The organism is Streptococcus mitis (genome assembly GCF_002860865.1).
Lineage (GTDB): Bacteria > Bacillota > Bacilli > Lactobacillales > Streptococcaceae > Streptococcus > Streptococcus mitis_AT.
Genome location: NZ_PKIE01000008.1, coordinates 18,964 through 39,884, shown reverse-complemented (window position 1 = coordinate 39,884; position 20,921 = coordinate 18,964). Strand labels below are relative to the sequence as shown.

Here is a 20,921-nt window from a genome sequence, read left to right as displayed (position 1 = left end):
AAATTTGTGATTCTTTCCAAGAATCAGTTGCGCTAAAGCGTGTTCCTTAGCGGATATCCAAGTAATCCAAGACCAACTCACAGAACATCATGTTAGCCCAAGAGAACCATTCACGAGAGTAGAGAGTTGGGTCATCTACGTGAAAGCTTTCATGCATAACACCTGTACCACCATCGCAAGCAACCAGCTGATCCAGCAAGAATTTCTTCTCTGCCTTGTCTGTTGTTGTCAAGCCTTGGATAGAAAGGGCGATGGGCCAGATATAGCGATAGAAGGTATGAGAACTTCCGAGACCGCTAGCGTATTCTCCTTGGTAGAAGTAGGGATTTTCAGGGCTCAGAATGGTGCGACGAGTTGCTTGATACACTTCATCGTTGACATCGCAGTAGCCCAGATAAGGCGCAGCCAACAAACTTGGTACATTTGGATCATCCATAATGCTAGCATTTCCTAGACCATCCACTTCAAAGGCATAAATCTTTTCGCCCTTACTGTTGGTGGTGTAAGCATAGTTTTCGATTCCTTCTTGAATCTCAGTCTGGAGACGCTTAGCATCAGCAATAACACTCTGGTTATCAGCTAGGGCTAGTTCTGCGAAGATTTCTTGGACATACCCTAAAACAACAACTGCAAACATATTTGATGGAATCAAGTAGCTATATTGACAACAGTCATCACTTGGACGAAAGGCTGACCAGGTCATTCCTGTCACGGCAAAGTCAGGACCAAAACCATCATTTACCAAAGTGTCTTCCTTGCGGTCCGTATCTCGGACAAAACGATAAGGAGAGTTCTTGTGGTCTTGTTCTACCGTCCACAGATGGAGAATTTCCTTAGTCGCTGTGACAAAAGTTTCATCAAACTGACTAGTCTCGCCAGTCTCTTTCCAGAGGAGATAAGCCAACTGCAAAGGATAGCAAAGCGAGTCCACCTCATACTTGCGTTCCCAAATCCAGCCATTAAGGTCGGTATGGTCTGTCTCGTGGTGACCCTTCCAGTTTTCCTCAATGTTGAAGGAATTGGCATAGGGATCCTTGAGTACCAAGGCCATTTGACGTTTGACCAAACCTGCAATGGTCTGACGCAGGAGGGAATCTTTTTTAGCCACATGAAGGTAGGGTCTGAGTTGAGCTGTCGAATCTCGAAGCCACATAGCAGGAATGTCCCCGGTCAAGACAAAGGTTGAACCATCTTCTAGGATTTCAACCGTATTGTCCAAGGTGTCGGTGTAGCAACGCTCGAAAACATCCACCCATTTTGGATGGTCCTTAGCACGTTCTGCTACTTCATCTAGCCATTCTCTAACAATTTCTTTTGAATAAATCATCGTGCAGTATCCTCTTTCAAACAAGTTTCATTTTCAGTATATAGCTTTTGGGACAGAAAATACATACACAAATGATAGTCATTTTTCTACAAAATAGTTATCTTTGAAACTCCTTTTCTAAAGGTTATCTTTTTCTGATATAATGTAGAAAAACAGCTAAAGGAAAGACTATGAAACCACTACTTGAAACCATCGATACCCGCTTTGGAACTGCCAGTAAGCATGCCTTTTCTCGGGGAAATACCCTGCCTTACACAGGCGTGCCTTTTGGGATGAATTACTTTGTACCCCAAACCAGCGACCAGGATGGATCTTGGTTTTTCGATCCACATCTGCCCATATTTCAGGGGATTCGATTAACTCACCAGCCCAGTCCTTGGATTGGGGACTACTCTTGGCTCCTCCTGACACCTGTTACAGGCCAGCTAGGTGGAGACAGCCTCTTCCATCGTCAGTCTTCCTATGATATGGATAAGGCCTCTTTCCAACCCCATTATCTGAAAATTTTCTCCCTGCGCTATCAGATTGAAACCCAGCTCACACCGACTTGCTACGGTGCTTCTATTCGTTTGGAGCAAAAGCAAGGCAAAGCCCTCTCCCTCTACCTTCACGCAGCAGATAAACTGACAGTGGAGCAGGTGAATAAGCGAACTCTTGCCCTGCGACAAGAGGGAAAAACTGAGACCAACAAAAATCCACTGATACTCTTCACTGCCCTGAAAATGAATACGGATATTCTTGCTGTCAGCCAAGAAGGTGAAGACTGGCGAATTGACTTAGCAAGTAGTCAAACCGAGATTCAGCTAGCCACTTCTTTCATCTCCCCTTCTCAAGCACTAATCAATCTACCTAAAGAAGATTTTAAAAGCTGTAAAGTAAGTGCCCAAGCGGATTGGGAAAATCTTCTCCATCGTTTTGATGTTATAGAGACAGGAGAGGCTGACCGAACCTTCTTTGACCACTGTCTCTACAGACTCTTCCTCTTCCCACAAACTTTTTATGAGGTTGATGAATCAGGGCAAGCCATCCACATGGATCTGGTTACTGGAACTGTCAAGCCTGGTGTCCTCTTTAGCAACAATGGTTTCTGGGATACCTTCCGCACCACCTTCCCCCTCTTTGCCATTATCATACCGGAGCACTATCACCGCTTTTTAGAAGGTTTCCTCAATAGCCACCGCGATACTGGTTTTCTTCCAAAATGGCTGGCTCCAGATGAACGGGGTATGATGCCAGGTACACTTTTAGACGGTATTATCGCAGATAGCGCCTGCAAGGACATGGCCCCCGACCTAGAAGAAGAACTCCTCCAAGCCATGCTTGAAACAGCCAGCAAGGCCGACCCTATCGGTATCAATGGCCGTCACGGACTAGCACAATACCAAGAACTGGGCTACCTCTCTATCGACCACCACGAAAGCGTCAGCCACACCCTAGACTATGCCTATAGTGACTTTTGTATCGCCAGCTGTGCCGAAAAACGAGGAAAAATAGAAATCGCTGAGACCTACAAGGCTGCATTACAAAATTACTGCCATCTATTTGACGCTGAGACAGGTTACATGCGAGCGCGTAATGGTCAAGGCAACTTCCGCCCTGACTTTTCTCCTTATAGTTGGGGACGCGACTATGCCGAATGCTCTGCCATTCAAGCAACTTTAGGCGTCCTCCACGACATCCCAGACTTAATCCAGCTTATGGGTGGAAAAGAAGCCTTTAGTCGCTACCTTTTGAAAGCCTGTCAGGAGGCTCCCCTCTTTGAGACAACAGGCTATGGTTACGAGATTCACGAAATGAGCGAGATGGCTACTGCTCCTTTTGGACAACTCGCCATTTCCAACCAGCCGAGCTTCCACATTCCTTATCTCTTCCGCTACAGCGACTACCCTGACTATACTGCCCTTCTTATCAAGACTCTCCGTCAGAAAGCCTTTCATCCAAGCTGGCAAGCCTATCCTGGCGATGAAGACAATGGTAGTCTCTCGGCCTGGTACATCTGGTCCGCTCTCGGATTTTATCCGACCTGTCCAGGAAAACCAAGCTATGATCTCGGAATCCCTCTCTTTGACCACCTCCGTATCTACCTAGCTAAAGAAAATAAATGGCTAGATATTCATACTGAGCAAAACCACAGCCACTTCAACTTTGTCAAAGAATGTCGACTGGACACAACTCTTGTATCAACTATTCAACACCAAGACCTCTTAAAAGCTGAGCAGCTAACCTTTACACTTAGCTGGTTACCCAGTCAGCCGTCCACTTCCTGAAATGCAAAAATCTCCTAGCAGACTTTCCTGCTAGGAGATTTTCTTACGAGAGGTACTTGTTTAAGCTTTGAAAATCGGACTTATCATCTGATAATTATCAAACAATCTACCATTTAAGCTTCTTCGTCTTCTTTACGACGACGGCCTGCAAGACCAAGACCAAGTACTGCACTTGCGGCAGCTGCTACCATAGCTACAGTAGAATCTGCTGTACCTGTATTTGGCAACTCTTTAGCTGCTTTACGCGCATTTGCTTGTGCTGACGCTGTTTGACCAGCATTAGCTGAACTTCCATTGTCTGCAGAAGGACGTTGTTTAAAGATATCTTTAGCTACGATTGTGTAAACTTTACCATCTTTAGTAATTACAGTTGCGTTTCCTGCTTTGTCGAAGATAACTTCTACTACATCATCATTTGCTCCTTTAATCTTAGCTTTTGCAGCTTCTTTTTCTGCATCTGTTAAGTTATTGAGATCTGTTACTGTTTCTTTTTCGAAGTCAACATTGATGTTTTCACCATTGTTCTTAGCTGCAACATCTTTAGCATCTTTAACTAATTGAGCTGCTGGAATTGTTGCTGTCTTACCTTCTGGAGTTGTTACTGTCGCATTTCCGTTTTCGTCTACTACTACAGTTGATCCTGGGTTGACTGCTTTAATTGATTCTTTAACTTTTTCAATTTCATCAGCTGTTAATTTAGCTTTATCTCCAACTAACACTCTAGTTGCTGGTGTATTTACACCATTTTGTTGAGTTGGATCAGTTAATTTATCTTCTGGAATTACTAAGTCAAGTTCTGGGATTACTAATACTGTTCCATCACCTTTAGTAACGATTACATCACCTTTATCATTTACTACTACAGTTGATCCTGGGTTTACATCCTCTACTGCTTTCTTAACTTTTGCTTTTTCTTCATCTGTTAAGTTAGCTGGATCCTTAACTACTGTCTTAGTTGCTGGTGTGTTTGCACCATTTCCTGCGTTTTCTTTACCTGCATCTGCTGCTGACTTAGTTAAATCTGTTGCTGGAATTGTTGCTGTTTTACCTTCTGGTGTTGTGACTGTTGCGTTTCCTTTATCGTCTACTACAACTTTAGATCCTGGATTTACTGCTTTAACTTTGTTTTCGATCGCTTTCTTCTCAGCATCTGTTAAGTTAGCTGGATCTTTAACTTCCACTTTAGATGCTGGTGTGTTTACTGCATTTCCTGCATTTGCTTTACCTGCATCTGCTGCTGACTTAGTTACGTCTGCTGCTGGAATTACAGCTGTATTTCCTTCTGGTGTTGTTACTGTTGCGTTTCCTTTATCGTCTACTACAACTTTAGATCCTGGGTTGACTGCCTCAATTGCTTTCTTAACTTTTGCTTTTTCTTCATCTGTTAATTTGGCTGGATCTTTAACTTCTACCTTAGCTGCTGGTGTGTTTACTGCATTTCCTGCATTTGCTTTACCTGCATCTGCCACTGACTTAGTTACGTCTGCTGCTGGAATTACGGCTGTATTTCCTTCTGGTGTTGTGACTGTTGCGTTTCCTTTATCGTCTACTACAACTTTAGATCCTGGGTTGACTGCCTCAATTGCTTTCTTAACTTTTGCTTTTTCTTCATCTGTTAATTTGGCTGGATCTTTAACTTCTACCTTAGCTGCTGGTGTGTTTACTGCATTTCCTGCATTTGCTTTACCTGCATCTGCTGCTGACTTAGTTACGTCTGCTGCTGGAATTACAGCTGTCTTACCTTCTGGAGTTGTGACTGTCGCATTTCCTTTATCATCTACAACTACTGTTGCATCTGGATTTACAGCCTTAACTTTATCTTCGATCGCTTTCTTCTCAGCGTCTGTAAGTTTTTCTGGATTTGCTACTACTGTCTTATCTGCTGGTTTAACGATGTCGTTGCCTGCATTTGGTTTAGTTGCAGCCTCTGGATCTTTCGTCAAGTCTGCTGCTGGAATTACAGCTGTCTTACCTTCTGGGGTTGTGACTGTCGCATTTCCTTTGTCATCTACAACTACTGTTGCATCTGGATTTACAGCCTTAACTTTATCTTCGATCGCTTTCTTCTCAGCGTCTGTAAGTTTTTCTGGATTTGCTACTACTGTCTTATCTGCTGGTTTAACGATGTCGTTACCTGCATTTGGTTTAGTTGCAGCTTCTGGATCTTTCTCAAGTCTGCTGCTGGAATTACAGCTGTCTTACCTTCTGGGGTTGTGACTGTCGCATTTCCTTTGTCATCTACAACTACTGTTGCATCTGGATTTACAGCTTTAACTTTATCTTCGATCGCTTTCTTCTCAGCGTCTGTAAGTTTTTCTGGATTTGCTACTACTGTCTTATCTGCTGGTTTAACGATGTCGTTACCTGCATTTGGTTTAGTTGCAGCTTCTGGATCTTTCGTCAAGTCTGCTGCTGGAATTACAGCTGTCTTACCTTCTGGAGTTGTGACTGTCGCATTTCCTTTATCATCTACAACTACTGTTGCATCTGGATTTACAGCTTTAACTTTATCTTCGATCGCTTTCTTCTCAGCGTCTGTAAGTTTTTCTGGATTTGCTACTACTGTCTTATCTGCTGGTTTAACGATGTCGTTGCCTGCATTTGGTTTAGTTGCATCTACTTCTGATTTGAATAAATCTTCTGATGGGATTGTCGCAGTAGTTCCATCTTTCAGTGTAACTGTCGCATTACCATCTTCATCAAATTTAACAGATTTAGTTTCTGGGTTTAATTCTCTTAATTTTTCTTCTACTTTAGCTTGATCATCTGGATCATTTGCTTCACCGGCTACTTTGTCTGCTGGTTTAATAATTTTACTATTTCCTGCATCTGGGTTAGAAGTATCTTCTTTAGTTCTTACTAATTCTGATGCTGGAATTGCTGCAGTTTTACCTTCTGGAGTAGAAACAGAAACAGTTCCATTTTCATCTATCGTTACTATAGCATCTGGATTTACCTCTTCAACTTTAGCAACAATCTTAGCTTTCTCTTCGTCAGTTAAGTTCGATGGATCTTTTACGATAACTTTATCAAGTGGTTTGTTAATGTCATTTCCACCTTTACCGTTATCTAATTGGTCCTCAGTTTTCACTAATTTTGTCGGATTGATAATTCCTTTATCGCCAGCTTCTGTTGTTACTTCGATGTTTCCATTTTCATCATATTTAACTTCTTTAGCTGTTGGGTTAACTTTCTTAACTTCTTCTAAGATTTTAGCTTTTTCTTCATCTGTTAATGCACTTGGATCTTTTACTAATACTTTATCAATTGGTCTGTTTACTTCTCCAATTGCTTTAATAGCCGCCTTATCAGCTTCTTCTATTGTATTAACATCGTCTACACTACTTACTGCATCAATTGCTGCTTTAGATTTTTCAGCAGCTTTATCTACTTTAGCTTTTAATTTAGCTTTAGCTTCAGGAGTTAGATCGTTACGCGCATCGATTTCTGCTTTCTTAGCTGTTGCTTCTTCATCAATTGCTTTACGAGCATTTGGTTTATCTTCTACAACTGGTACAGATTTTTCAATTTCACCTTCAGCTGCTTCTTGAAGTTGCTTAACTTCTGCATCTGTTCCAGCTTTATCGATTTCTTCCTTAGCTTCTTCTGCTTGAGCTTTAGCTGCATCTGCTGCAACTTTCTTCTCTTCATCAGTAGCATCTGGAGTATTAGCAATATCTTCCAATTGTTTTGCTAATTTATCTTCGATTGCTTTCTTAGCTGCTGGTTTAGCTTTAGCTTCTGGATTTACAGCTGCAACTTCATCTACACCTGATTTCTTAGCACCATCTACTGCTGTTTGTGCTTCTGCTGCTTTTTCTGGTGTTTCTGCATTAGCTGGTTGAGCATCAATTGCATCTGTTGCTTCTTTAGCTTTTGCTTGAGCTTCTTCCTTAGCTGCTGCTTTTTCTTCGTCAGTTAAGTCTGGACGAGCATCGATGGCTGCTTCTTTCTTAGCTAATTCATCTGCTACTGCCTTCTTAGCTGCTTCTTTGGCTACTGGGTTAACTTTCGCAATGTCACCTGTACCAGTTTCTTTAGCTGCGTCTACTGCTGCATCTGTTGGTGCTGCATCGACTGCTTCTTTAGCTTTATCAGCGGCATCTTTAGCTGCATCTTTAGCGGCTTTCTTCTCGGCATCAGTTAAATCTGGACGAGCGTCAATGGCTGCTTCTTTAGCTTTAAGTGCATCGTCAATGGCTTTCTTAGCTGCTGGTTTCTTAACTGCTTCTGGATTTACAGCTTTAACATCTGCTACACCTTTATCTTTTGCACCATCGACTGCTTTTTGAGCTTCTGCTGCTTTTTCTGGTGTTTCTGCGATAGATGGTTGAGCATCGATTGCATCTGTTGCTTCTTTAGCTTTTGCTTGCGCATCTTTCTTAGCAGCATCTTTTTCTTCGTCAGTTAAGTCTGGACGAGCGTCGATTGCTTTTTCTTTTTCTGCTAATTCATCTGCTACTGCCTTCTTAGCTGCTTCTTTGGCTACTGGGTTAACTTTCGCAATGTCACCTGTACCAGTTCCTTTAGCTGCGTCTACTGCTGCATCTGTTGGTGCTGCATCGACTGCTGCTTTAGCTTTATCAGCGGCTGCTTTAGCTTCATCTTTAGCGGCTTTCTTCTCGGCATCAGTTAAATCTGGACGAGCGTCAATTGCTGCTTCTTTAGCTTTAAGTGCATCGTCAATGGCTTTCTTAGCTGCTGGTTTCTTAACTGCTTCTGGATTTACAGCTGCAACTTCATCTACACCTGTTTTCTTAGCTGCGTCTACTGCTTTTTGAGCTTCTGCTGCTTTTTCTGGTGTTTCTGCGTTAGATGGCTGTGTGTTAATTGCGTCTGTTGCTGCTTTAGCTTTTGCTTGCGCATCTTTCTTAGCAGCATCTTTTTCTTCGTCAGTTAAGTCTGGACGAGCATCGATGGCTGCTTCTTTCTTAGCTAATTCATCTGCTACTGCCTTCTTAGCTACTTCTTTGGCTACTGGGTTAACTTTCGCAATGTCACCTGTACCAGTTCCTTTAGCTGCGTCTACTGCTGCATCTGTTGTTGCTGCATCGACTGCTGCTTTAGCTTTATCAGCGGCTGCTTTTGCTGCATCCTTAGCGGCTTTCTTCTCGTCATCAGTTAAGTCTGGACGAGCGTCAATTGCATCTTCTTTAGCTTTAAGAGCATCGTCAATAGCTTTCTTAGCTGCTGGTTTCTTAACTGCTACTGGATTCACTGCAGTAACTTCATCTACACCTGTTTTCTTAGCCGCATCTACTGCATCTTGAGCTGTTTTTGCTGCTTCTGGTGTTTCTGCGTTAGATGGCTGTGCGTTAATTGCGTCTGTTGCTGCTTTAGCTTTTGCTTGCGCATCTTTCTTAGCAGCATCTTTTTCTTCGTCAGTTAAGTCTGGACGAGCATCGATGGCTGCTTCTTTCTTAGCTAATTCATCTGCTACTGCCTTCTTAGCTACTTCTTTGGCTACTGGGTTAACTTTCGCAATGTCACCTGTACCAGTTCCTTTAGCTGCGTCTACTGCTGCATCTGTTGGTGCTGCATCGACTGCTGCTTTAGCTTTATCAGCGGCTGCTTTTGCTGCATCCTTAGCGGCTTTCTTCTCGTCATCAGTTAAGTCTGGACGAGCGTCAATTGCATCTTCTTTAGCTTTAAGAGCATCGTCAATAGCTTTCTTAGCTGCTGGTTTCTTAACTGCTACTGGATTCACTGCAGTAACTTCATCTACACCTGTTTTCTTAGCCGCATCTACTGCATCTTGAGCTGTTTTAGCTGCTGTTGGTGTAGTTGCTGCATCAGGTTGCTCATTGATTTTTGCTAATTGTGCATCAGCTTTATCTTTTGCTTCATTCTTAGCTGCTGTTTTTTCTTCATCAGTTAAGTCTGGACGAGCATCGATTTCTTTATTTTTAGCTGTTAACGCATCATTAATTGCTTTCTTAGCTTCTGCTTTTGCTACTGGAGTTACATTTGCAACTGCTGTAGTTCCATCTGCTTTAGCTTTATCAACTGCTGCATTTGTAGTTGCATTATCAACTGCAGCTTTTGCTACATCTGCTTGCGCTTTTGCTACTTCTTTCGCTTTAGTTTTCTCTTCTGGAGTTAAATCTGTGCGATCATCGATTTCTTTGTTTTTAGCTGTCAATGCATCGTCAATTGCTTGTTTAGCTTCATCTTTTTTAGCTACTACTGGGTTATCTTTTGCAATTGCATCAGTTCCTGCATTTTGAGCTTTATCAAGAGCATCTTTTGTTGTAACTTCAGGTTTTGCGATTTCATCAAGAGCTTTTTTCTTATCAGCATTTACTTTGTCAATTGCAGCTTGTTTTTCTTCATCAGTAGCATTTGGAGTTTTATTAATAGCATCAATTTGCTTCTCAGCTGCTTTATTAACCTCATCGATAGCTGGTTGTTTGTCTAAAGTTACAAACTCTGATAATGGTCTTGTGTCTTTTGAACCGTCTGTGTATGTTACTACAAGATTTCCTTTAGCATCTTTTGTTACTGAGGCAATCTTAGTCTTAGCATCTTCAGCATCTACAGTTTTACCTTTTTTGTCAGCTAAGTTAGCATCATCATTGTTATTAGAGTACTCAATTTGTAGTTTTTCTTTGATTTTCTCTAATTCTGCTTCTGTTACGTTAGCTGGATCTGTTACAGCAACTTTTTCTGTTGGAGCTGCAATGTCATATTTAGATGTTTGGTTTTTAACGATGAACTGAACATATCCTGGTTTTTGTTGACGTGCTGCGTCATCAGTTTCAGCATTATAGTTTGCGCCTGTCATTGATTTGGCATCATCGCTATCTTTAGCTTCAATGAAACTTGTCCATTGGTTTGGAGCTTTAAGAGTTGTAACACCTGTCATCTTGATAGTTGCTGTTCTCTTGTCAGCAGATACTGTTCCTTCTCCTTCAGAAACCGCACTATCAGATACCGCTCCTATCTTGAATCCATAGTCCTTAGCATTAGCCCAAGTAACATCCCCTGGTCCACGTAGGTATAAGTTTTTAACTGCTGTATCGTCTTTACCTGTGAATGTTAAGTCAGTATTTTCACCAGTATAAACATAGATTTGACGTTTGTTTACATTTGAATATGGAAGTTCAACTGTTGGTGCTGGGTTTGTACGTGCAAAGTCAGTTAATGGTTTAGTATCTTTAGAACCATCTTTATATGTTACTACAACATTGTTCCCATCTTTTGTAATAGATTCAATACGATCATCTTGATTTTCTACTTCTGTACCTTTTTTATCAGCTAGATTTTTATCTGGGTTTTCGGTAGAGTATTGAATTTTAATATTTTTCTTAATCTCATTAAACTCAGCTTCTGTGACATTATTAGCGTCCACTACAGGAACTTTTGTCTCTGGAGTTTTAATGTCATATTTGGCTGTTTGAGCTTTTAGTTTGACAGTGAATGAACCTGGGTCAGTTGCATATGACTTAGAAGTTGCAGTATTCTCAATAAATGCACCATCAGTATCTGTAGCTGTTGCATAACGAGTTACAATTGAATATTCTCCATCTGCATCTGTTGGGAATTTATTTGCAGCTAATCCTGGTGTTTCTTTAGTCAGATTTCCTTTGATATGAACAATTGCAGGATTTTCTGCAGTTGCTGGTGTTTCTGTAGAGATTGTCTCTAGTGTCATACCAAATTCATTATCTAAAATATCAGGATTAGATGGATCTTTAGGTTTTAAATCAATATTTCCACCACGTTTTACTGTTGCTGATGCTACTTTCCCATTATCATCCTTAAATTTAATCGGAATATCGAAGTCTTCATTAGCATATACGTAAACGTCTTTTTTACCTTCTACTGAGTATGGAATTTCTACTGTTGGTGCTGCGTTAGTACGTGCAAAGTCAGTTAATGGTAATGTATCTGTAGATCCATCTTTATACGTTACCACCATATTGTTATCTACTTTTGTAACAGATTTAATCTTGTCGGCTTTATCGTCAACATTTTGACCTTGTTTCGCAACTAAGTTAGCATCTGTATTCGTTTTAGAATAGTGAAGTTTAATGTTTGCATTGTTTGCACCAACTAGTTTCTTAAACTCTGCATCTGTTACTTTATTAGCATCAACTACTGGTACTTTAGCAGCTTCGTTTTCAGGTTTTGTAACATCATATTTTTGAGTTTGTGGCTTAAGTACAACAACGAAGGAACCTGGGTCATCTGCACCTGTTGCTCTCCCTGTAATTTCTCCTCCGTCAGCGTCTGTAACTCGTAAGAAACGCCATCCTAAAACTACACCTGGAGGAGTTTCTCCTCTAGTCGCTGCATCTAGTTTGTCTTGTGTAAAATTCCCTTCTGGTGCTGGTGTACCTGAGTAAGTAATAACTGCTGGTGATGCTTCTGTTGCTGGTGTCTCAGCAGTAATAGTATTCGCTGTATATCCATATTGAGTACTAATTTTATTTGTTGCACCTGGAACTGCAGCAAAAGCTTTGTTACCACCTTGATTTAAAGTAGCACTTACAATTTTTCCGCTATCATCTTTGATTTTAATACCAAATGAGTTTTCTTCCGCACCGTAAACATAAATTTCTTTAGCCGCTGCATCAGAGAAAGGAAATTCAGCTGTTGGTTTTTCATTTACACGTGCGAAGTCAGTTACTGGTCGTTCAGCTGTTGTTCCATCGTTATAAGTAATAACAACTTTATCTCCTGATTGAGTAACTGTAGCAATCTTACCGTTAAGGTTGTTATCAGCACCTTCTTGTAATTTAGCTTTGATTTTATCTAGTTCTGCTTGTTGAAGTTGTGCTGGATTAGCTACCGCAACTTTATCAAAGTTTGCAGCTTTATTCGCTAAATCTTCTGTATATTTAACATTTTGTGAACGAACTTTGAAGAATACTTGATAATCTGGATCAGATGAACCTTCATTATCGATTTCATTGTTACTTGCATCTTTAGCACGAACTTTACGTGATACTACGGTTGAACCATTTTTCCACGGATTTCCATTAAGGCGCGCTTGTAATGTTCCTGTAACAGAAAGTGTTGCTGGTTGGTCAGATGTTGCAGTTGTTTCAGAATCAATATTAGAGTTGTTTAATCCATACCCTATATTAGTATCAGTTCCACCACCCATTTTTTGCATCCAACCTTTAACAATCTTACCACTGTTATCTGTAATCTTAATACGTCCAGTGATATTTGTTTCTTCTGTTGGAGTTACCCAGAATGTTTTAGATGCTGGATCATCATAATCAATTGATACTTTTGGTTTTTCTGTATCAGTTTCAGCACGGAAAGCATTGTTTTTGTCTAATTCTTTACCGTTACGAGCATCATTAGATCCTGTATTTTCGATTGAGTTAGATTCTGGATTTTTCTCAGTGTTTTCTGCTTTTTTACCTACAGTTTCTTTACCTTCAGTTGTATCTACTGCTGGAGTTTCTTTTTTCTCTACAGGTTTGTTTTTTAATTTAGAGTTAGCTGTAGTGACAAGTTTGCTGTAAGCTGTTTTTAGTTCAGCTTGAGTAGTTGCGTTCGCTAATGTAGCTTTTGCAGATTCTAGTTCAGCTTTTAATACTGCAACACTTTCCTCAGTTTTGTTATCGTAAGAACCGTTAGAAAGTTTTGTTTCAATTTCTGAAATGTAGCTTTCAAGTTGGGTCTTGTCCAAAGTTGGAGTTGCTGGCTGAGCAGCAGCTGTGTCTCCAGGTTGGATTTGATCCGCTTGAACAGATACAGCTCCATTACCTAAGAACATGAAGAGAGCAGCAACCGCTACACTAGCCGCCCCAAAACTATATTTACGGATCGAGTAACGCGTGACCTTTTCACGGTGCAGACGTTCAACACGACTCATAGATGGTTTGTTTCCCATTATTTTCTTTTCTCCTTTTGTGAGGTTAGTTGATTTGATTTCCACATAACACCTGTATGTACAAATCTACAATTTACATTTTATCTTATTTTCAATATATATGCAAATAATTTGATTTAAAATTTTCCAAAAAAATTTTAAAAAGTTTTTGCGAAATTAGGAAATTTTCAGACAAATCAGCTCGGTATGTTTTCCTGTTTTTATAAATAAATAATTCACATATGTTTATGATAAATTTGCTTTTGTTTTAATTCCATTCACAAAGATAGCGCATTCATAAAGGGGTAGTGTAAAAATAAATAAGTTTGATGGGTGAAACAAACTATTTTTGCACTGCATAAGAAAAAATTATCCGTAAAACATATGAACCCAAAATAAAACATGCTACCTCATTTCGGTAACATGTCATCGTTTTCTACTTACAACAAGGCCTCAAACTCAGCGACAGTCATACCTAATTGCTCACTCGCAAATTCGGAAGTTAAAGCATGTTGGCGAACCATGTCTAAGAAGGCAAAGAGTTTCCCCTCTTCCCTTCCTTCAACTTTCCCGCGCTCTAAACCTTGTTCAATACCTTCTGCACGACCACGTTCAAGACCACGTTCTAAGCCTTTTTCTTCAGCTTGTTCCAAGGCATAGTCATGCGCTAATAAGGCTTGTTCTTCGCGCATACGTAGTTGACTAAACATTTTCCTGTCCTCCTCGGACCAGCTCTTGTAGTCCAGCAGTTGATCTGCCTGGCTGATGGCTCGCTCGGGTTGCTGGGTAAAAGGTTTGTTCCCGAAAAACTCCAACCACGGCTTGCGAACCTCATCTTTGCTGGTTTCTCTGTATTTTAGGTCTTATTTATGATGGTCTTTCAATAGCTCCTCAAACTCAGCCACGGTCATGCCTAATTGCTCACTCGCAACCTCAGGTATTAGAAGACCTTGGCGGACCATATCCAGAAAGGCAAAAAGTTTCCCTTCTTCCCTAGCAGTTTCCAAAGCATAGTCCTGTGCCAACAATGCCTGTTCTTCGCGCATACGTAGTTGACTAAACATCTTCCTGTCCTCCTCGGACCAGCTCTTATAGTCCAGCAGTTGGTCTGCTTGACTTATAGCTCGCTCGGGTTCTTGAGTAAAAGGTTTGTTACCGAAAAACTCCAACCACGGCTTGCGAATGCTATCTTTGCTGGTTTCTCTGTATTTTTTTAATTCCAAAAATGCCATCTTGACCAGATGATTTTCTTGACCATTGTTTGTGATAGTTAAGACCTCACCTGTCGTATCCTCTCGCATACTAAAGCTATGAAAAGCTAGGTCATCTGAGAAATAATTACTATCCACAATTGCGATAGCGTAAACAGGTGCGATGTGTTTGTAACTCTGATGAGTATTGCCCTCTTGCTGGCGAATTTTTTCTAGGTTTTGATTGACCTGACTACATAGATAAGCCCACAAACGATTAATGAAAAAATTCTGATGATGTACCTGAATTTCAATGATTACTTGAGTACCATTGTCCAACTCCGCCAAGACATCTATACTAGTGTAAAAATCCTGAGCTGAGTAAGGTAGGGAAGGTAAGATGTGAATATTGCTTCCCTCTAAAATAGTTACATTTTTAGCTGGCAAGTCCAACATATCGCGAATAAATTGACAAGTGATTTCTGGATTGCTAAAGATTTTCTTAGCAACCAAGTCATTGGTTGGGCTGATGCCCGGATGTCTTAAAATCATCCATTTCCTCCTTCTATTATACCATAGTTTGAAATCTAGTTTTGTTAGATTCGATGGTTCTATCTATTTATTCGAAAAGGAAATGAATTGTGAAGATATTTTATCTCGTTTCAACTAAAATATGAGCTTGATCAACCAGTTGTCCATCAACAGTCAGATTCAGATAGAAATCCAAGGTCTTATCAGCAGCAAAATACAGGGTTGGTAGATGTAAATCTTTTTTGCATTCCCCAGCTTGGAATTGAAGGACTTGAATTTCGTCCTGATAGGCGACACCATGGACACCTGTCCCCGGTTGAATCGAAATCTTAGCCTCTAAAGGAGTATTATTTTCGCTACGTTCAATCCTAAAATGAAGAGTCTCTCCCTTTGATACAGCTAGACTTTTTTCTGCAAATGCTAGTCCCTGAACAACTTCTTTTTTTGATAAGCTAGGAGTTTTATAGAGTGAAATCTTGGTCAGTACAGGTAAATCCTGTGACTCTGTAATCATCACGCGCACCTTCTGTGCCTCTACTAGCGGACCTCGCAGGAGACGCTTATGACCAACTGTAAAGCCTGTACCAAATTCTTGCCAGACGCCGTCCACCTCTACTTGCACATGAAAAACAGCAATTCGTTGCCCTAGCTTCAAATCTTCTCTTAACTCAATTACATCGAAAGTTTTAGGCACCCCTAAGTCGAATTCTAGCTGGATGGGCAGGTCTACATCGCTTGCCCAAGAGCTAGTCTCAAGGCCGTCTGTCAGATGATGACAGCCAAAGGCTGCGGAAAAAGCTGGACCAGATACCTTAGCTCCCAGAGCCAAATCTTCCCTATAGAGTTCGTCACGATAAGCTGCAAATTCATAGAGACGCTTGATATCCTTATCGTCAAAGAGACCATCTTGATTCGGCGGAATATTGAGCAAGAGAGGCGTGCCCCTCCCTACCGAGTGAAAATAAATCTCTACCAACTCCTCAAGTGACTTAGGATCTTGATCCTCATGGTAAAACCAACCTGGCCGGATGGAAACATCTGCCTCTCCGATTGAAAAAATCGTGCCCGAGGGATCTCCGTGCTGAAGATAGTCCCGCTCTGCTTCTGTTCCTAGTTTGTCAGGATTCACCTTTTGCCATAGGGGATCACCTGCATACCCTCGTTCATTGCCAATCCATCGGATACTAGTGCCTTCTGTTGAAAAAATTAAGCAATCTCCCTGCAGGTCACGAATGGTTTCAAACCATTTTTCAAATTCATAATTGACCTTTTGAGCGCCCTCTCCTCTGGCACCATCCATCCAGACCTCAGCAAATTTCCCTCCATTTCCATAGGCAGGATTTGATAAGATTTCCTTCAGTTGAGCCAGATAATAGGCATTGTAGTCCGCTTCTCGATCCACATGATAGAGTGGGCTGTGGGCATCCCACGGTGACAGGTAGACCCCCATATCCATATCAAACTCTGTGGCAGCTTGGGATACTTCAAGGATCAAGTCTCCCTCTCCACTCCTCCAAGGACTGGCCTTGACCGAATAATCTGTATGAGCTGTCGGATAGAGGACAAAACCATCGTGGTGCTTGACCACTAAAATCAACTTCTTAAAGTCCGTTTCCTTGAGCACGCGAACCCACTCACGCGCATCTAACTGTGTCGGGTTAAAGCGTTCAGGATCCTCCTGACCTGTCCCCCATTCCTGATCATAAAAGGTATTGGGACCAAAATGGATAAAGGCTGCTAGTTCATCCTCTAAATACGCTAGCTGGGCCTGACTAGGCAAGGGGCCATGCGGTTTTATTTCTCTTACCATACTACTTCCTGTCTACATTTTTCTTTACTTTTTTGGCATGTACTTGCAATTCTGTTAACGCTAGAGGGCTTGCCAAGCCTTCAAATCGAAGACGAAGGGCATAGGTTTCCACCTTGTCAAATTCAAAACGAAGCCCTTCAGCCTTGTCGCTTGAAACTTTTCGGATAGCTGATACAGGTCGCCAATTCTCCTCTTGCTTGAGCAGAGAATCCTTATCCAAATGATTTGGAGTCCGAGGCAAGGCAGGTTCATTCCCTACATAATAATCGATATAGGTCGGCTCAACAGCCACATATTCTTGATTTTCAACATAATACAAGGTCAGGTTATCCACAAATCGCGGTTTTAAAATGCCTGCGTCTCCAAACAGAATACCCACGCTGGCTTGCTCTGACTTGGCAATCCAAGAATTGGCTATCGATTTCTTCCGAGCAATGACCTTGTCATTGAGGTATGAGGCTGGGTGATTTGGCTCTGAGTGAGAAGCAAAGACCAGAGGCAGGTTGGACCCTGTCCACTGATTGGAAATAACTTCTCCATCTACACTGGCATCTGTCACATGAATAGTGACTGTTGCTGGCAACTCACAGCCCGCCACCTGCCCTGTGAGCACACATTCTCCTACCTGAGCATAGATTTGAGGCTTGAGTTCATTCCAGGTCACCTTGGCCGTATCTCGTCTACCATCTGATAAGACTAGCTTAACTCGATCTGGTAAATGTGGGACTTCCTTGACAAGCGTCCAGACCCTTTCAGGCTCAATAGCACAAATCCCTTGGACACAAATCTGAGCAGAAGCCTTTATATCCAGCCCCTCAAGATGGCCAGATACCGTAAATTCATGAAATTTTTCTAAATCTTCTTTAGGAATTGCCTCCCAAACAACCTTGACTCGTTTTACACTACCGGACTCATAGTCCGCCAAGACTGAAGATGGCAGCTGTGGATAAGTTCCCTTAGCTGTATACAAGCGAAGTGGTCGTACAGAAACTGCCTGCCCTAGTGAGGTATTTTCTGCGACCTGCAAATGAGTTTGATGGGTTTTCCCTTGATAAATAGCACTAATAGCCAAGTCCCCTGCAGACAAGCAATGAAGCACTCCCTGCTTGATAATGGCGTGGGCACTACCACTCATCTCCCAAATCACTTCACTATTCCCCACCTTGTTCACAGGGTTATCCACAGTTTGTGGATAAAGTCCAATAGCTGGGGAATCCCCTTCTTGTAATCCTGCCTGCTTGTCCACTCGAATCTCAAACAAGCGCTTATTTTTCACTGGTTGGTTAGCCAAAGCCTCTCCCACTAAGATATCAAAACTTGCTGGCTCTAGCCCTCTGGCACTGGCCTTTACTCTCACTTGGCCTACCTGCTCCAAGCTCTGAACCAAAAGTACACCTCTGCCATGAAAGGCTTTCCGCTTAAACCGACCATTTTTCTGGGCTTGGTAACGTTCACGACTGGCCTGCCTACCATTATCCACACCTACAATACGAGCAGGGCCTTCAATTTCAAAATGAAGCTGATTGGAAGCAGTCGGCACCCAATTTCCATCCTTGTCCAATACATCAAAATAGAGATAAAGGAGGTCTTGCCCATCTGGCTCCAGTTTTGTTTTCTCGGCATGTAACCCGATTTTGGCTGGCTTACCTGCAGTCACCACCCTATCTTCTGCCACAAGCTGACCTTGATAATCATAGGCTACAGCATGCAATTCTCCTGGTTGATAAGCCAAACGCCATTCGAGATAGAGTTGGTCAGAACCTTGTCCCTCTTGGTATTTTCTACCATCTGAAGTCCATTTTTCCTGAAAGGTCTTCCTGCCTTGAGATTTTCCATTGAGAAATAGCTCTACCGAACCAGCATTTGAATACACTCGAACAGGGATATCCCCATACTTATCCACAACTTGTTGATAACTCTTGTGGATTTCCCAATTCCAGTGGGGTAAAATATGAACCATAGGATGCTGATCCAGATCCAACCACTGACTTTGATAGAGATAATAGTCATTTTTAGGAATCCCTGCTGTGTCCACAATCCCAAAATAAGAACTCTTGACAGGCGTGTCATTTTGATTGTGCCAAGGAGTCGGCTCACCGATATAGTCCACTCCTGTCCAGATAAACTGACCTGCATAGTCTAGCCGATTTCTATCTGCTATCCAAGAAGCCGTCGCCGTCTTCCCCCAAGGAACCCGATCATTGCCATAGTCCGACTGTTCAAAATTCCGCACGCGACGATTATCCCCAACCCATTCCTTATCTGGACGAAAATAGCTGTCACGCGTCCTTGTAGCCGATGAGGTTTCGGACCCATAAAGACGCCACTTAGGATGTCTTTTGCGAATCGCATCAATATTATCTTCCGAGTAATTTAAGCCCACCACATCCAGCAAATTGGCTATCTTTTCATGACCTCCAGAACCATCGCCAAAGCGGAATTGATCCATTCCCATGGTCACAAAACGGCTATCATCCACTTCTTTGACTCTTCCTAGCAAACGTTTGATAGTCTTCAATGAATGAGCATCGCCATTTGCTTCGCTGACTTCATTTCCCAAGGACCACATAAAGATAGCTGGATTGTTCTTACCACGTTCAATCATAGTGCGCAAATCATAATCTGACCAGAAATCGCCTGCTTTCGCTTCTGAGTGAGTCGCCTCTTCCTCAAAAAAGCGACCATAGTCATATTCTTTCTTTCCTCCATACCAGGTATCAAAGGCTTCTTCTTGGATGAGTAAGCCCATTCTGGCAGCCACATCCAGCAAAATACTACTAGCTGGATTATGAGTGATTCGAATCGCATTGACCCCCATTTCCTTCATCTGACGCAAGCGTCTCTCGGCAGCTGACCTGTTTTCCACAGCTCCCAGCGCTCCGTAGTCATGATGCAGACAAACCCCATGAATCTTCAACCAGCGACCATTTAGAAAGAAACCCTTATCCGCTTGCCAATCCATATAACGGTAACCAAAAGTCTCCTCTTCTTCATCAACCAAAATGCCATTTTTGTAAAGGCGAGTCTTCAATTGGTAAAGGTGAGGATGGTCAATATCCCAAAGCAAGGGTTGAAAAATTGATATTGCTTGTTGGAAAGAATATTTGTCCCCAGACTCAATCACTAGAGAGTCTGTCGCCTGCCAGTCTGACAGCTGTTGTCCATCATACCAGATACTCTGCTCCAAATACACCGACACAGACTGAGGTCCATCATTTGAAACTTTGCTTTCAAGCTGAGTTTCCACCCACCCAACTCTTTGTTCCTTGAGCTTGGGACTTCCTATCTTAATCCCATATAAATCCAGATGCACCGAATCTGTAATCAACAATTTTACTTCTCGGTAAATACCGCTACCAGAGTACCAACGACTGCTAGGTTGCTGATTTTCCACAAAAACCGCAAGCTGGTTGGCCGTCCCATCATTTCTTAGATAAGGCGTAATATCATAAGAAAAAGGTGTGTAGCCATTGGGATAATAACCCAGCACTTGCCCGTTGATATAGACTTGGGCATTCATGTAAACCCCGTCAAACAACAAACGCACCGACACAAGACTGGCATCTTCTTCCAAGTAAAACTGTGTCCGATACCAGGCCTGACCCCCGTTTAACTGACCACCCTCATTTTGCGCTGGCGAATACTGGTCAAAATCATTGTAAATACTCCAGTCATGTGGCACTTGAATGGCCTGCCAATTTTCCCTCTGCAAATCCGGCGCCAAGGTCTCCTCTTTCCCCACCTCCTGGCTAAAAAACCAGTGATTTCGTAAAACTTCTTCTCTTCTCATACAAGCATTCCTCTTTAAACGAATCGATTTACTTGACTATAGCACAAAACAAAAGCGCTTTCAAGAATTCCTCCATCACTCCCTAAATACTCGGAAAAGATTCTATAATTTGTGGAAAAGTCTGAAAATCACTCCATGTTCATATAAACTGTCATTTTCAAGAAACAAGGTCAT

General features: G+C 41.9%; 7 protein-coding genes and 2 pseudogenes. 1 reads left to right on the top strand and 8 read right to left on the bottom strand.

The window, feature by feature from the left end:
• Positions 1-46: 46 nt before the first annotated feature.
• The gene (locus CYK18_RS09425; RefSeq protein WP_101786299.1) at positions 47-1,327 is read right to left on the bottom strand and encodes a glycoside hydrolase family 125 protein; all 1,281 of its coding nucleotides are present in this window, start codon (positions 1,325-1,327) and stop codon (positions 47-49) included.
• A gap of 170 nt (positions 1,328-1,497) precedes the next feature.
• On the opposite strand from CYK18_RS09425, the gene CYK18_RS09420 reads away from it, so the two are divergent.
• Entirely contained in the window at positions 1,498-3,594 is a 2,097-nt protein-coding gene (locus tag CYK18_RS09420; protein ID WP_101786297.1) for a GH92 family glycosyl hydrolase, read from the top strand.
• A gap of 113 nt (positions 3,595-3,707) precedes the next feature.
• On the opposite strand, the gene CYK18_RS10860 is transcribed toward CYK18_RS09420, so the two are convergent.
• The 7 genes and pseudogenes from CYK18_RS10860 to CYK18_RS09355 form a co-directional block, all read right to left on the bottom strand.
• Positions 3,708-5,537 (bottom strand): MiiA motif-containing surface protein, encoded by a 1,830-nt coding sequence (locus tag CYK18_RS10860; protein WP_180948043.1) that lies wholly within the window; start codon positions 5,535-5,537, stop codon positions 3,708-3,710.
• Positions 5,538-5,546: 9 nt separating this feature from the next.
• Positions 5,547-5,720: pseudogene (locus CYK18_RS11250) on the bottom strand (MiiA motif-containing surface protein); the annotation flags it as partial.
• Positions 5,693-13,447: a DUF1542 domain-containing protein gene (locus CYK18_RS10855; RefSeq protein ID WP_180948042.1), complete on the bottom strand. Its 7,755-nt coding sequence runs from the start codon at positions 13,445-13,447 to the stop codon at positions 5,693-5,695. The gene CYK18_RS10855 and the pseudogene CYK18_RS11250, both read right to left, overlap by 28 nt.
• 419 nt (positions 13,448-13,866) lie before the next feature.
• Positions 13,867-14,283 (bottom strand): annotated as a pseudogene (locus CYK18_RS09370) (RpnC/YadD family protein); the annotation flags it as partial.
• A 6-nt stretch (positions 14,284-14,289) separates the two neighbouring features.
• Positions 14,290-15,168 (bottom strand): Rpn family recombination-promoting nuclease/putative transposase, encoded by an 879-nt coding sequence (locus tag CYK18_RS09365; protein ID WP_101782389.1) that lies wholly within the window; start codon positions 15,166-15,168, stop codon positions 14,290-14,292.
• Positions 15,169-15,268: 100 nt separating this feature from the next.
• The gene (locus CYK18_RS09360) at positions 15,269-16,957 is read right to left on the bottom strand and encodes an alpha-L-fucosidase (protein WP_101782390.1); all 1,689 of its coding nucleotides are present in this window, start codon (positions 16,955-16,957) and stop codon (positions 15,269-15,271) included.
• Position 16,958: 1 nt separating this feature from the next.
• Positions 16,959-20,747: an Ig-like domain-containing protein gene (locus CYK18_RS09355; protein WP_101786293.1), complete on the bottom strand. Its 3,789-nt coding sequence runs from the start codon at positions 20,745-20,747 to the stop codon at positions 16,959-16,961.
• Between the last annotated feature and the right edge of the window lie 174 nt (positions 20,748-20,921).